Here is a 14,322-nt window from a genome sequence, read left to right as displayed (position 1 = left end):
GCGTTGCGCCCGACCGGGTCATTTCGCGCATCATAGGCGGACTCAGCCCGAGAGAGACTTTTCATGCCTGTCATTTTCAACACCCTGCGCCTGTCGCTCCCGAGAGTATGGTTATCATTTATGGCGCTGCTGTGCTCTGGAATCTTTTCCAGTGCTGCGCTGGCCAGCGATGAAACGCAACTGGTCGAATCCATCAACGCCTATCGCGGTCAGGCACAACGCTGTGGCGAGCAGGTATCCATGGAACTGCCGCCACTGACCAGCGATGCACGTCTGGTGCTGCCCGCCAGTGGCAATCTGGATCTGCAACAGGCGCTGACGCGTGCCTCCTATCCAATGGTTACCGTGCAAGCGATCAGTCTGTCCGGCCCCAATGACGCTGACTCGGCACTTAAAGCGGTGCTGGAGAGTTTTTGCCGGGTAGTGCTGGACCCGCAATTCGTCGACATCGGGGTTAGCCGGCAAGGGCGAGACTGGCGCATTGTCCTGGCACGCTCGCTGGTGGCTTCGCGTCTTGGCGATTGGCAGGCAGAAGGGCAAAAGATTCTGGAAATGGTCAATAACGCCCGTACCCAGGCGCGCCAGTGCGGTACGCAATCCTTCGCTGCTACCACGCCACTGGTCTGGAACCTCGTTCTGGGCACTGCCGCACAACGTCATTCGCAGGCAATGGCCAATCAGAACTTCTTTGACCACAAGGATCGCGACGGCCGCACGCCTGGCGATCGGGCCGAGCTTGCTGGCTATATAGGCCTGCAGGTCGGTGAGAACATTGCCGCAGGCCAGGACAGTGCGCGCAAAGTAGTGGACGGCTGGCTGTTGAGCCCGGGCCACTGCGCCAACCTGATGAGCCCTGATTTCCGCGAGCTGGGAGCAGCCTACGCGATGGACCCGAAAAGTGACGCAGGGATTTACTGGACGGCTATGTTCGGCACGCAGCAGTAGCGCCTGCCGCGGCCTTGAACCGATGCGTTAAAAGCGGAATGCCTGACGGCCGATGAGCAGCCATTGGCCGTTCTGCTTTTGCCAGATCTGGAAGTTCTCGATTTCGGTCGGCACAACCTTGCCGCTGTTCACTGCCTGTGCCGAGAAATGATTGCGCACCAGAGCGGTGTCGCCGGAAAGGATGATTTTCTGATTGAGCATCTTCAGGTCGTTAAAGGCGCTCTTGCCGGTTTCGATGTCTGCGATGAACGCTTTCTTGTCCTGAATGTTGCCGCTGGAGTGTCCATACGTGAGGTTGTCGGCGGTCAGCGCATTGAGTTGCTTTATGTCCTTGTGCCACATGGCTTGCGTGAGCTTGTCTACCGCCTCGGCAACATCAGTCTCGTCTGAAGTTGCCGCTGCGGCGTAACCGGTAAACAGGCACAGAAACGCCATTAGCAGTGTCAGCTTTTTCATGTTCATCCCTTTTCTTGTCATTATTGAATGTGAGCGAAGCCCGCGCAGATGACTAATTCATCTGTCGTCGTACAACTTAGATCAGGGCAGGCCATTCGACAAGGGGAGATGCCGGGAAGCGCGCTTCCCGGCGATAGCGCTTAAACGCGGAACTGTTTGGTGAGACGGTTCAGGCCTGACGCCAGCGTCGACAACTCGGCAGTGGCGATGGCGGTCTGATTGGAACCCTCGGAGGTCTGACTGGACAGGTCACGAATGCTGACCAGGCTCCTGTCGACCTCACGAGCGACCTGGGCCTGCTCTTCGGCAGCGGTAGCGATCATCAGATTGCGTTCGTTGATCTGGCTGATGGATTCGGTAATTTCGAGCAGCGCCTTGCCGGCACCATTGGCCATCTCCAGAGTCTTGTGTGCCTGAACGCTGGTCTGCTCCATGGATGTAACAGCGTTACCGGTGCCGGTCTGGATCGAGCCGACCATCTGTTCGATTTCGCGGGTCGATTGCTGGGTACGGTGCGCCAATGCCCGTACCTCGTCCGCGACCACGGCAAAACCTCGCCCGGCTTCGCCTGCACGGGCTGCCTCGATCGCAGCGTTGAGTGCCAGCAGGTTGGTTTGTTCGGCGATGGCGCGGATCACATCCAGCACCTTGCTGATGTCCGTTGCCATGACCGCCAGGCCCTGCACCTCGGTTGAGGTGATCTGCACTTTGGAGACCATCAGGTTGATCGCCGTGACCGTCTCATCGACCTGCGCACGTCCGGCCATGGCTGCGGTGCTCGATTGAGACGTCACTTCCGATGCTGATGCAGCGTTGCTGGCGACTTCCTCTACCGCCGCGCTCATCTGGTTGACGGCCGTAGCTGCCATCTCGATCTCGTTGCTCTGGCGCTGAATGGTGCGCGACGCATCTTCGGTGACAGCGTGCATTTCTTCGGAAGTGGCGGCCAGTTGGGTGGAAGAGTCGCCGATCAGGGTCAGGGCACTGCGCAGGTTGGATTGCATCAACGCCAGTGCGGCGATCAGTCTGGCCGCTTCATCACTGCCGTCTTGCGGAATGTCTTTGCTCAGGTCATTGGCCGCGATGCGTTGCGCAATGTTCAGCGACTCACCGATTGGCTGGGTCAGGCTGCGGGTATACATCCAGGCCAGCAGAAGGGTAGCAATCACGCCGACCGCGATGAAAATACTCACCATCCACAAGGTTTGCTGATAAGCAGATTCGGCTTGATCACCCGCTTTTTGCGCTTTGCTGTCGTTGATGCCGATGAGTTTTTTCTGCGTGTTTTCGACCTGATCCGCCGCACTTTTCATGTCGCCATTGGAAATGGCAACTGCCCCTTCCAGATCGCCCGCTGCAACAGCGGCCAGGTAGCGATCCTGGGCTTTTTGATAGTCGACATTGGCTTTGACCAGCTCGTCGAACGTCTGACGCCCTTGAGGGGTAACGATCAGTTTGCTGAGGGAGTCCGAAAGACTGGCGATCAATGAGCGGGATTGTTGAATGTCGCTAAGTGCCTTGGTCCTGCGATCCTGCGGCTCAAGGGGGTTACGAAGTCGGGCATTGTTGCCCCTGATGCTCACAAACTCCCTGTCCAGGGAACCGAGCAGTTTTACGCTGGGCAGCACGTTGGTTTCGATGAATTTTTCTGCAGTGTTGAGAAGTGCTGCCTGACGCAGGGCCAGCAGGCCCAGTGCAACGATCATCAGGCAGAAAATACCGAAACATAAAGCCGAACGCGGTGCAAGATTGAGTTTTCGCAGGATCATTATTACTTCTCCGAAGTGGGCAATAGGCTATCGCCTGCCTTCGGGATTTCTTTACGTGCGGCACGAATCTGGAATCAAGGTCTGGATCAGGTTATCCGGATAAATCGTAAGCAAACATGTCGTGCACCGGCGGTTTTACATTTTAAACAGCATTTAAAAAGGCTGCCTGCCGCAGCCCGGTGAATCAGCGCTTTTCCATGCCCAGCATGAAGGTATCGACTGCTCGTTTGACCATGCTCTGAATCTGCTCGACGCTCAAGCGTGCGGGTGCTTGCTGATAAAGGCGAATGTCGGTTTCCGCGGTCAGCAGCGAGGTGAGTTGCAGCGCTGCGATATGTGGGTCAGTGGTACGTAGCTGGCCACGTTGCATGGCCGCATTCATCAGCGTCGTCACTGTCTGCAGGAACTCCCTGGGGCCTGAGTCATAGAACATAGTACCGATGTCGGAGTGCCCGGATTCGGCTACTACCATGCGGTACACCGCCAACGCGCTGTCATCATTGATGAGTACCATGAGCATTCGCTCGCCGAAGCGCGTGAACAACGTTCGCAGGTCTAATTCTGTATCGGGGTCCTTGTCGACAGAGATCGCCAGTTCTGAAACGGCCTCGGCAAGATGAGCGGTTGCAACCCTGTTGACCACGGCGATGAACAGTTCCTCCTTGGAGGGGAAGTAACTGTAGATCGTTGCTTTGGAGCCGCCCATCCGTTTGGTGACTTCATTCATCGACGCACGTTCGTAGCCCATTTCAAGGAAGACGCTTGCTGCGGCATCGATGATGGCTTCGCGGCGTGCTTCAGTACGCACCTTCATTTATATCCTCAATCCCTTAGTGAACCGGGTAGTACAGTAAATGCAAAATTCTCTAGACTGGAACTGAACCGTTCGGTACGATTTCAGCCGGTTCCAAGGAGCTTACTGGAAAAGACAGCGCAGATAAATGCCGACGGATCGAGGCGCTCTATATTTTGCAAATCCGATGGCTGGACCCAGCCATCCATTGCCCGAATTGATTCAACGATGGAGTGAACAGGTCCATGAACGTCATCGATTTCAAGAAACCCGTCAAACGCTCTTTTCGTGGTAATGCAGCAGTGGCGCCTCAGCTTGAGAAAGTGCTGACCGTCATTCTGAAGACCGACGTTCCTGTGCTTATGGGCATATGCAGCGATGGACTGCGTAGCAACAGCAGGATTCTGGGCGGTGAGTTCCATGCCGAATATTTCAGTGGCTCGGTGCTGGCTGGCGGTAGCTGTATGCAGGTTGAATTGTCATCCGAGCTTGCCTTTGTGGACACTTGTTTCACCCTGGTCACGCAATTGGGTGAATTGATCAGCGTTGAAAGCCGGGGTGTCCTGCTCATGGACGAAGTGGGTCAGCAGGAATTGCAGAACGGGGTCTGGCCGATCAGTGACGGCCATTACCAATGCACGTGCACGCCGCGCTTCAAGGTTTCCCTTGGGCCTAATGAATGGCTGGAAAAGAGCGCCTTCATTGGCAAGACCGAATACATTCAAGACAATGAAACGCTGATCAGTTTTTACCGGATGAAGTCCTGATTCGTCCTTTTGGTTGGGCGTGGGGAGGCCTTTTCAGGCCTGCCCCGTTGCAACTACTTAAAAGGTGACGCTGGCGCTTAGGCGCGCGGTGCGCGGCTCGCCAACGTTGACCTGCAACTGGCTGTCGGTGCTGGAGGGGTAGTACTGCTTGTCGAACAGGTTATCCACGTTCAATTGCAGGCGGGTTTTATAACCGGCCATCGGCACATCCCAGCGCAGGAACGCATCAGCCACGGTGTAGCTGCTCATGTAGAACGTGTTTGCGTTGTCACCCGCCCGATCACCGACATAGCGCGCGCCACCACCGGCATGCCATTCGCCCAGACCGGACGGGACTTGCAGATGGTGGGTGAGGTACAGGCTGGCAGTGTGCTTGGGTGCCTGACTCAGACGATTGCCCTCGTTTTTGGGGTCATCGAGCACTTCGGTATGTGTGTAGGCATAAGTTCCGATCATGTCCCAGCGCTCGGCGATGCGGCCTGTCACGTCCAGCTCCACGCCCTGTGAGCCCACTTTGCCAGCCGCCTCGCTGACGCCGGTAGTAACGGTGGTCACGACATTTTTCTTCTCGATGTCAAACACGGCGAGGTTGAAGTTGAGTTCCGGTGCCAGTGCATATTTGGCCCCGACTTCGTAACTACGGCCTTCTTCCGGGTCGAAGGTGGTGCCGTCATCGTTGACGGCCTCATTGGGAACGAAGGAGCGGCTGTAGTTGCCGTACAGCGACAGGTCTTCATTGACCTTGAATACCACGCCCGCCATCGGCAGGAATATATCGTCATTTTTGTCCAGGTTAGTGTTGCGGCTAGCACCAAGGCCTTGTTTGATGTACTGGTCATAATGCTGATAGCGACCACCCAAGACCAGAATCCAGCGGTCATTCAGGTGCCAGTTATCCTTGAGGTACAGGGAAGATGAGGTCAGTTGATTGCTCAGGTTGCTGTTCGCCGCGCTGACCACACTGGGCTCGGCCAGGCTGCCATACACCGGCGAAAAGATATTGAAGCCGTTTTGAGCCGTGTTGCGGTAGGTCTTGCCGCGATACTTGTCGGAGTCTTCCTGCTCGGCACCGATCAACAGATCATGTTGCTGGCCAAGAATCTCTTGCTTGCCGATGAAGTCCCAGCTGGCATAACGCGTTTCATAATCATAGTGGCCGCCATTGGCCTGACGACGCAGCACACCGCTGCTGGACAATGTGCTTGGCTGGGCTATCGAGAGGCTGTAGCGGTCGTTGTTCCAGCCGTAGGTCAGACGGGTTTTCCAGTCATCACTAAGCTGATACTCGAAGCGCGCGGTTGCGGTTTCGCTGATGCCCACGGTATTTGACCATTTTTCGTCGAGCCGCTTGTCATAGCTGATATCGGCCGGATGACCACCCGTGAACACCGTGCCGCGGTCGAACGGGCTGATGTAATCGTTGTATTCGTAGGCGAGCGTCAGGCTGGCGCGCTCTCCGGTCCAGGACAAAGAGGGCGCGATCAGGGTGTGCTGGTCGACGCCATAGTTACGCCAATAGTCCTCGCTCTGACGCTCTGCCACCAGTCGGTAGGCCAGCCCGGAATCGCCCAGCGGTCCGGTGGTGTCGATGCCGAAACTGCCACCGCCTTCGCTGTAGGCCGAGCCACTGAGCGTGGTGCTTTGCACATATTGCGGTTGTTTGCTGATCACGTTGATCACGCCACCCGGCTCCATCGCGCCGTACAGCAGCGATGCCGGACCTTTGAGTACTTCAACGCGCTCGGTGGTGGCACCGAAGTTTTTCGATACCACCGAGCGTACGCCATCGCGCAGGACCGAGCCGTCGTCGTTGGTACCGAAGCCACGCTTGATCACCGAGTCCTTGGTGTTGCCCAGCGTGTTGCCCTGGCTGACGCCGCTGACAAACTTCATCGCATCGTCCAGCGAGCGCACGTTGTAGTCGGCGATGGTCTGCGGTGTTACCACATTGACCGACTGTGCCTCCTCCTTGAGCGGCACATCACTCTTGCTCGCGGTGCTGGTGCTTTCTGCGCTGTAGCCTTCCCGGCCTTCGGTAGCGGCGGCGGATACCTGGGTGGCAGGCAAGGTTGCGGTTTCAGCAGCATGCACTGCGCCGCTGGCGCACATCGCCAGTGAAAGTGCGGACAGCAAAAAAGAGCCGGAACGGCGAGGACATTGGGAGGAGGTGCTCAAGGGAAATGCTCAGCAAGGACGTTAATAGCAATAATTGTAATTTGATACTGATTCTCATGTAAATAAATGATTGAGACCGTTGCTCTGCAAACAAGGGGCCTCTCAGGTCATTAATGAGTATCGACGTTGGCGTCAATCCGCTTGCCCATGCTGATGATGGGCTCGGACGTGTACCCCAGTGTTTGATAAAAGGCCTGCACACTTTCGTTGAACGTATGAATCTGCAGGTTGATCTTGACGCAGCCAAGGTCCGCAAGAGCCTGTTCTGCGTGCCTGACCAGTGCTGTTCCCAGTCCTTTGCCGCGCTGGTGCGGGGCAACCGCGACCGAATACAGCCAGCCGCGATGGCCGTCGTAACCGGCAAGAATGGTCCCGGTCACGCGGCCGTCCATGACTGCGACGAAAAACAACCGGTCCCCGACAGCCAGTTTCTTGTCGATCGACAACTCCGGGCGGTTATGCGGCATGGGGTCATTGAAGACTGTCTTCCACAGCTCGATGACGGCAAGGCGGTGATGCGGATCTGAATACTCGACAATGCAGTTCATTGCGCGGTCCCTGAGTGATGAGCCCAGAGACTACTGCGTCGTGTCCGGCCATGTCTAACCAGCGTTCTTTGCCGGCTGGTCCTGTGTCGTCACCCTGGGCAGTGATGTGGGTGTATCGAGCAACGTACGGATGGCCCTACTATAGGCGGGCTGGCCGATCTGCATGCTGTTGTTGTGCGTACCGCCAGGCACCAGTATCAGTTTCTTGGGTTCCTGCGCCGCTTCGAACAGCTGCTCGCTGAAGCGTGCCGGTACGTAGCGATCCTCGGTGCCGTGCACGATCAGCACCGGCATGTGGATGTCTGCAATCTTGTCCAGAGAGTCGAACTTCTGCGACAGCAGCCAGCGCACAGGCAGCGAGGTATTGGCCAGTGCGGTGGCCACATCGGCCAGGTTGGTGAAGGTAGATTCTATTATCAGCCCGCGGGCCTGAATCGGTGTGTTGTCCTTTTCTGCGTCATTGCCCAGTTCGGCGGCCAGATCCACCGCAACTGCGCCGCCCAGCGAGTGCCCATAGATCAGCCTGCGCTGCGGATCGGGCTGCAGTTGTTTCAGGCGTGCCCAGGCAATGCGTGCATCTTCGTACACCGACTTCTCGGACGGCAACTGGCCCATGCTCTGCCCGAAGCCCCGATAATCGATTGCCAGTATCGAGTAGCCCTGCGCCTTGAGTTGCTGGATACGGAACAGCTGGCCGGTCAGGTTCCATCTTGAGCCATGCAGGTACAGCACGGCCGGTGCGTTCTTGTCCGATGCGGGCCACCACCAGGCGTGGATATTCTGCGATGGTCCAAATGACGGTGCGCTGAGTTCGATCTCCTGCACATCGGCGGGCAGACCGCTGTACCAGCTTGCGGTGCCGGGCTCGATGCGAAACACCAGCTCGCGCTCCTTGTGCTCAAGCACTGCACAGCCGACCGGGAGGCCGATAATGATGGCTAACATGCAGACCCATTTGATCGGACGAGCCTTGAAGCGAGCCAGGGGCGAAATCGGCATAAGACGCATGTTCCAGTCAACAAAGTGAAATAAATGCCGGTTCTGCGTCAGGGTTGCAAGACGAGTCGCCAAACATGGGTTACAGGATATTGCACAGAGGGGGGGCGGGTACGTTTTCAAACTGAGCAATCGCGATGTACACGCAAAACCCTACGCTTCAATACGTTGCGCCAGAAGGTCCGAATGCAGTGTCAACAAAGACGCTCATTAGCACAATTCGTTATTGAGGTGCCTTTTTCGATAGCCGGGGATTATGCTGTGATGGAGCGGGCGCTGTATTTTTGTCACCTGTCGTCGCCCGAGTCGCTGATCAGCTTGACGTTTACTCGCGCTTTCTTCAATTTCTTCAAGAGGTTACCGCCCATGTTCCATCACCGTCCCCTGGAAGAAAAAGACATCCCCACGATTTGCGAACTGCCGCAGAATGCCGACGAACTGTTCTACATGTTCCCCAGAGCCACTTACCCGCTGACCGCCGAGCAACTCAGCGCAGCGCTGGAGACCCGTCACGACTCGACCGTCATCGAGATGGATGGCGAAGTTGTCGGGTTTGCCAATTTCTCTCAATGCGAATTTCGCGGCCGCTGTTCGCTGGGTAACGTGATCATCGCTCCGAAGGCCCGCTCCAAAGGGGTAGGGCGCTACATGATCACCAGCATGATGGGGATCGCCTTTGACAAGCACGAAGCGACTGAGCTGATTGCATCCTGCTACAACCACAACGTCCCCGGATTGCTGTTTTACCCGCGGATGGGGTTTCGCCCTTACGCCATCGAAGAGAAACGCGATAAACAAGGCGCACGAGTGGCGCTGATCCATCTGCGCCTGTCTGGCTCGGAACAGTAAGTTTTTCATGCGGGCGCGCGCCCGGCCATTGTTGCATCGGCCCGGGCGTGCCTTTTATCTTTAAGCCGTTTTTCAAGTGACTCGATAACAGTGTCTGGTTAATTTTTCAGATAACTCCGCCCCGGCCGTCGACCGTTCGTCAGTATTAATGCTGTTTTCTGGTGTCACGTTTGTGCGCGGTGATTCATGTCAGGCGGTAGTACGCTGGAAATCATTACGGTGAATCGTTTTTTCTGCTGATTCTTCAATAAGGAACGGCGTTAAAAGGGGTTGGGTTATTCGGTTGTGGAAGTTGCTATAAGGGGCGCGTGAGGTGTATAACTCGTCTAAGCATAACGCGAGTGACGACAGATAATTGGCGGGCTGGTCTGGGCCGTTTTTAAAAGGGTCATCAACAATAAAAATTGTCAAAATTTGTCATGGTCGGGACATGCTTACACCCATAAGGAGATAAAGAGATGATTACGAGTGGACTGTCTGAGTTAGAACTCAGGAGTATCGTTGAACGTGCATTCCTGCCGTTGCGTTGCACCTGCACCATTGCCAACGATCAGATGACGGTGCAAATAAGCGATCCAGTGTCCGGGCGCACCCATCGCCAGACGAGCCTCCCGCTCAGCCGCATCAAGACCGTGCGGGATATCTCTGCGCTGGTAGCCGGGTTGCGTGAAGAGCCGGCAAAAGCCAGGGCGTCACAAGCGCATTACAGCGCTGCCTGATACTGCTTCATCCCCCTGATGCCTTGGCATCACGCAGCAAGGCCTCGATCAGTGTTGATCGGGGCCTTGTCGTTTGTGCGGTTGTGGGTTTTAGTTTTTCCGGGCAAAACTCGCCGTTCCGTCGCTCGTCAATTTAACAGCGCCGGAGTCATGCTGTTTCAGGGCCGGGCGATAAAAAAATAAGAGAAATTCATGAAACTTTTTAACAATCTTGGACTGTACGCCCGCCAAGGGTTTAAAAAGCACAAGCGCCGTGAAATCATCAGCTTACAGCGCAACCCTGAACTGTTTGCGCAACGCTTTGCCTATTTGACACTTTTGCGTTTCTTTGCAAATATTCGATTGCCTCCTGAATGCGTAACGCATTGTCACGCTTTTCCACTTGATAAAAACGCCGCCTTTAAAAACGGGCGGTAGCATTGGGCAGTTTTATTGCCCACTCCGTTACTGCAAGATCCCGCCTGTTTTACGTGTTGTAACTTTCTGTAAAAAACACTGTTTCATGACGACTCATCACTTCGGTGAATGAGCCTTTGTCGGTGTTCGGTTGTATGTGTTTCGCCTCGAATCGTGCAGGGACGCTGGTTCGCCTGATCAGCCAGGCACTCGATCATCCAGAACTTCTGTGCTGCACCAACGTATGAAATGACGATGGAGCATCATCATGTTTGATAACGGTATGGAAACAACCTGCGGCTGCGTCGTCGGAGGGGCCGGGCTCGCCGGCATGGGGTTTTTGTTCAATGCCCTGAAGACCGGCGCAATGCCTGGAATTGCCGCGAAAGGATTGATCGTCATTGATGCAGGCGACCGGCCCGGAGCAGGCGTGCTGGGAGAGTATCGGATTACCGCCAATTCTGTGGGCGATGTATTCATCGATTGCCTGCGCGATCCGGCGTTGCGTGAGGTATTCGAGCCGCTGGAAAACTCGGCAGCGTATTGGCGTATCAACGCGCAGGCGCAAAGCGCGCCGCAGTTATCTGATGCCGGTCTGCTCATGGCCGAGGCCGCCAGGCTGGTACTCGACCACATCATGCAGCGCTACGGAGTAAAAGTCTGGTCCGGTACGACCATTGAAGAGGTGGTGAGTGACGGCGACACATTCTGCCTGCACGTTGACGGTCCGCACGGCAAAAGACGTGTGCGCTGCCGGGTGCTGGTACTCAATCTGGGTGGACGTCAGGACCCTCAACACCTGATTGACGCTCTCTCAGGGCAGGGGCTGGCGTTGCCGGGCAATGTGAATATTCAAAGCGCCGACAGGTTGCTGCGTATGAATGCGGTGCAATTACGCGAAGTGTTCGGTCCCGCGCTGGTCGGTAAGGGGAGAATCACGATTGTGGGTGGGTCACACAGTGCATTTTCAATGCTGGAAAATCTGGCAGATGCACTGGAGTTCGCGGGTTTGCAGGAACTGACGCTTATTCATCGAAGCCGCATCAGGCTGTTTTACGAAAGTGTCGAACAGGCAATGGCGGCTGGTTACCTTTTCGATACTCAACACGATGTGTGTCCGGTATCAGGTCGGGTCAACCGCTCCGGCGGCTTGCGCTATCGGGCGCTGGATATTGGACGCGAGGCGCTGTGTAGCGGCCGTGTCGGCAAGACGGGGGTGCGCGTGCAGATGCTGCAGACGTTGGGTGGGCGACCTGATGACCACGAGCTGGCCCGGCTAGCGCTTGCCGGATCGGCGGTGGTTGTGCAGTGCTCTGGCTATCAACCCGTGCTGCCGACGCTAAGAGATGCCCAAGGCAACTTCATCCATCTGCGCGAGACAAAGGGCGGTCTTGAATCCGACGCTTGCGGCTGTCCGTTGGACCAGCAGGGGCGTCGACTGAAGGGCCTGTATCTTTTTGGTCTGGGGGCCGGGCTTGGCGTCGATCCGCATCTGGGCAGTGAGCCCGCCTTCAATGGACGTATTTACGGTGTCTGGCAGTTTCACCATGACGCAAGCCGAGCAGTGGTTGAGGCCGTCACCAGCAGGCTGTCCTGTCCCACTGCTGTTGCCGTGGTACCCGGGCTGGACTTGTTCATGCAGGCAGCGCTTCACATACAGGCGGTTTAGGCAGCGATTACAGGGATGGGTAAACAGCACCATAAAAAACGGCGTCCCAGGGACGCCGTACGGCTGTTTGCCAGTAAATGGCAAATCAACATTGAATAAGGGGGTGCTGCAGGAATTATTGTGGGTCCTGGTTTGGAGCCAGTTCTGCCTGGATACGTTTGTAGATTTCTTCACGATGCACTGAAACATTTTTTGGTGCATTGATGCCCAGGCGGACCTGAAGCCCTTGAACGCCAAGAATCGTGACAGTGATCTCGTCACCGATGTTTATGCTTTCGCCTACTTTGCGAGTGAGTATCAACATAATCTTTTCCTTGATGGCCTCTTGAAAACGCCTCTCTCAAGAGGCTGGCGTTTGCCTTTGCGTGGTGATTGTTGCCGAGTGCATCCAAATGCATCCGTCTTATGACGTCACATGGGTGAATTAAATTCCCTCGGTTCATTTTCTTGTCATCGAGATTTGCATCTGCGATACGACGAGCGCGCCAATTCTGCCCGTTTCGACGTGAAAATGCCCGTATTTACTGGCGTCATGTAAAAAGTATCGTGAACCGCTGCACGCTTTGAGGTCGTCATCGTCTCACTCGACGAGGCGGGATAAGCCCATCTCGGCATGAGTGTAAGCGTAGGCATGACTTTGCGAGATTGCTCGGACTTTCTGAAAATTCAGTTGAAAGTGTTGAGCGGGGATGTAGGAAAGGGCTGCCGGGTTACTGTTGCTTCTACGCTCCGGCGCGTTAACCCTGTCAGAGACACTGGGTGCCAGATTCGGAATGCGCGCTGCGGCGCAGAGATGCGATGTACAGCAAGGCGTTGGCCTTCGCGGGTTTCATAGCCCGCAAAGGCCCTGCCTGTAATGGGCTTAGAGCGCCATCGACAGCAACATGATGAAGATCAGGCCGACCACCGACAGGATGGTTTCCATCACCGTCCAGGTCTTGAAGGTTTCGGCAACCGTCATGTTGAAGTACTGCTTCACCAGCCAGAAACCGGCATCATTGACGTGCGAGAGGATCAACGAACCGGCACCGGTTGCCAGCACCAGCAGCTCGCGGTTGACGCCGGGAATCAGGCCGACTACGGGTGCCACGATACCTGCACCGGTGATGGTTGCCACGGTAGCCGAACCGGTTGCAATACGGATGACGGCAGCCACCAGCCAGGCCAGCATGATCGGGTTGATCTGAGCCTGCACAGCCATGTGTCCGATCACGTCGCCCACGCCGCTGGCGACCAGCATTTGCTTGAAGCCACCGCCTGCACCCACGATCAGAACGATTGCCGCAACCGGTGCCAGGCTCTGGTCCAGCAGTTTCATGATTTTTGTACGGTCAAAGCCACGCGCTGCACCAAAGGTGTAGAACGCCAGCAAAAGCGCTGCGAGGAGGGCGCTGATCGGGTGACCAATCAGGTCCATCCAGATGCGGAACATGTTGTTTTCCGGCAACACCACATCGGCAAAGGTCTTGAGCAGCATCAGGAAGACCGGCAGCAGGATGGTCACCAGCGTAATGCCGAAGCCTGGCAGGTTTTCAGTGCTGGACTCTTTGGCAATCTGGTCCATCAGTTCCTTTGAAGGCGTGCCAGGAATGCTTTTGGAAATCCAGTTGCCGAAGATCGGGCCAGCGATGATGGCCGTCGGCAGTGCAACGATCAGTCCGTAAAAAATGGTCTTGCCAATGTCGGCACCGAAAATGCCGATGGCCAGCAACGGCCCCGGATGTGGCGGAACCAGACCGTGCACCGCTGACAGGCCTGCCAGCAGCGGGATACCGATCTTGACGATGGATACGCCGGTACGACGGGCAACAATGAACACCAGCGGGATCAGCAACACAAAGCCGATCTCGAAGAACAGCGGGATGCCTACCAGAAAGGCCGAGAACATCATTGCCCAGTGCACTTTCTGCTTGCCGAAGGTACGTATCAAGGTTTGCGCAATCTGGTCTGCGCCGCCCGAGTCGGCCATCAGCTTGCCGAGCATGGTGCCCAGACCGAGAATAATACCGACGAAGCCCAGCACGCCACCGAAGCCGTCCTGGAAGGATTTCATGACTTTTTCAACCGGCATTCCCGAGGTCAGGCCAAGAAAGCCTGCCGCCAGGGTCAGCGCGACGAAAGGGTGCACTTTGAAGGTGGTGATCAGCAGCACCAGGCCGACGATGGTCACCAACGCATCGACGAGCAGGAACGTCTCATGGGTCATACCGAACATGGGTGTTTCTCCGGTTTATTGTTTT

General features: G+C 56.1%; 14 protein-coding genes. 6 read left to right on the top strand and 8 right to left on the bottom strand.

The window, feature by feature from the left end; translation table 11 throughout:
• Nucleotides 1-63 precede the first annotated feature (63 nt).
• Nucleotides 64-945, top strand: a complete 882-nt coding sequence (locus KP808_RS16180; RefSeq protein ID WP_230016482.1) for a CAP domain-containing protein — start codon at nucleotides 64-66, stop codon at nucleotides 943-945.
• A gap of 27 nt (nucleotides 946-972) precedes the next feature.
• On the opposite strand, the gene KP808_RS16175 is transcribed toward KP808_RS16180, so the two are convergent.
• From KP808_RS16175 to KP808_RS16165, 3 genes are all read right to left on the bottom strand, one after another.
• Nucleotides 973-1,401 carry a nuclear transport factor 2 family protein gene (locus tag KP808_RS16175; RefSeq protein WP_058400981.1) on the bottom strand — a complete coding sequence of 143 codons (429 nt, stop codon included), beginning with the start codon at nucleotides 1,399-1,401 and terminating at the stop codon, nucleotides 973-975.
• A gap of 140 nt (nucleotides 1,402-1,541) precedes the next feature.
• On the bottom strand, nucleotides 1,542-3,107 hold the full coding sequence (locus KP808_RS16170; protein ID WP_407692685.1) for a methyl-accepting chemotaxis protein: 1,566 nt from the start codon (nucleotides 3,105-3,107) through the stop codon (nucleotides 1,542-1,544).
• Between the two features lie 247 nt (nucleotides 3,108-3,354).
• Complete coding sequence (locus KP808_RS16165) at nucleotides 3,355-3,984, bottom strand: TetR/AcrR family transcriptional regulator (protein ID WP_058400958.1); 630 nt, start codon at nucleotides 3,982-3,984, stop codon at nucleotides 3,355-3,357.
• A gap of 224 nt (nucleotides 3,985-4,208) precedes the next feature.
• On the opposite strand from KP808_RS16165, the gene KP808_RS16160 reads away from it, so the two are divergent.
• Entirely contained in the window at nucleotides 4,209-4,730 is a 522-nt protein-coding gene (locus tag KP808_RS16160; protein ID WP_058400959.1) for a DUF3237 domain-containing protein, read from the top strand.
• 57 nt (nucleotides 4,731-4,787) lie between these two features.
• Here the strand turns inward: KP808_RS16160 and KP808_RS16155 are convergent, their stop codons facing one another.
• From KP808_RS16155 to KP808_RS16145, 3 genes are all read right to left on the bottom strand, one after another.
• The gene (locus tag KP808_RS16155) at nucleotides 4,788-6,905 is read right to left on the bottom strand and encodes a TonB-dependent siderophore receptor (protein ID WP_080396264.1); all 2,118 of its coding nucleotides are present in this window, start codon (nucleotides 6,903-6,905) and stop codon (nucleotides 4,788-4,790) included.
• A 110-nt stretch (nucleotides 6,906-7,015) separates the two neighbouring features.
• Nucleotides 7,016-7,453: a GNAT family acetyltransferase gene (locus KP808_RS16150; protein WP_058400961.1), complete on the bottom strand. Its 438-nt coding sequence runs from the start codon at nucleotides 7,451-7,453 to the stop codon at nucleotides 7,016-7,018.
• Between the two features lie 54 nt (nucleotides 7,454-7,507).
• On the bottom strand, nucleotides 7,508-8,452 hold the full coding sequence (locus tag KP808_RS16145; RefSeq protein ID WP_058400962.1) for an alpha/beta hydrolase: 945 nt from the start codon (nucleotides 8,450-8,452) through the stop codon (nucleotides 7,508-7,510).
• Between the two features lie 363 nt (nucleotides 8,453-8,815).
• Between KP808_RS16145 and KP808_RS16140 the strand changes: the two genes are divergently transcribed.
• The 4 genes from KP808_RS16140 to KP808_RS16125 all read left to right on the top strand — a co-directional run bounded on the left by KP808_RS16140 (nucleotide 8,816) and on the right by KP808_RS16125 (nucleotide 12,082).
• A complete protein-coding gene (locus KP808_RS16140) occupies nucleotides 8,816-9,298 on the top strand; it encodes a GNAT family N-acetyltransferase (protein ID WP_057403549.1) in 483 nt (160 codons plus the stop codon).
• 458 nt (nucleotides 9,299-9,756) lie between these two features.
• The gene (locus tag KP808_RS16135) at nucleotides 9,757-10,017 is read left to right on the top strand and encodes a DUF1652 domain-containing protein (RefSeq protein ID WP_058400963.1); all 261 of its coding nucleotides are present in this window, start codon (nucleotides 9,757-9,759) and stop codon (nucleotides 10,015-10,017) included.
• A gap of 192 nt (nucleotides 10,018-10,209) precedes the next feature.
• The gene (locus tag KP808_RS16130; RefSeq protein ID WP_144439789.1) at nucleotides 10,210-10,434 is read left to right on the top strand and encodes a hypothetical protein; all 225 of its coding nucleotides are present in this window, start codon (nucleotides 10,210-10,212) and stop codon (nucleotides 10,432-10,434) included.
• Between the two features lie 247 nt (nucleotides 10,435-10,681).
• Nucleotides 10,682-12,082: a lysine N(6)-hydroxylase/L-ornithine N(5)-oxygenase family protein gene (locus KP808_RS16125; RefSeq protein ID WP_230016481.1), complete on the top strand. Its 1,401-nt coding sequence runs from the start codon at nucleotides 10,682-10,684 to the stop codon at nucleotides 12,080-12,082.
• A 115-nt stretch (nucleotides 12,083-12,197) separates the two neighbouring features.
• Here the strand turns inward: KP808_RS16125 and csrA are convergent, their stop codons facing one another.
• Both csrA and KP808_RS16115 read right to left on the bottom strand, forming a co-directional pair.
• A complete protein-coding gene (gene csrA / locus KP808_RS16120; RefSeq protein WP_002554157.1) occupies nucleotides 12,198-12,386 on the bottom strand; it encodes a carbon storage regulator CsrA in 189 nt (62 codons plus the stop codon).
• Nucleotides 12,387-12,944: 558 nt separating this feature from the next.
• Nucleotides 12,945-14,297, bottom strand: a complete 1,353-nt coding sequence (locus KP808_RS16115) for a GntP family permease (protein ID WP_055005401.1) — start codon at nucleotides 14,295-14,297, stop codon at nucleotides 12,945-12,947.
• Between the last annotated feature and the right edge of the window lie 25 nt (nucleotides 14,298-14,322).

It is taken from the genome of Pseudomonas savastanoi, assembly GCF_020917325.1.
Lineage (GTDB): Bacteria > Pseudomonadota > Gammaproteobacteria > Pseudomonadales > Pseudomonadaceae > Aquipseudomonas > Aquipseudomonas amygdali.
This window is presented reverse-complemented; position numbering and strand designations above follow the sequence as displayed.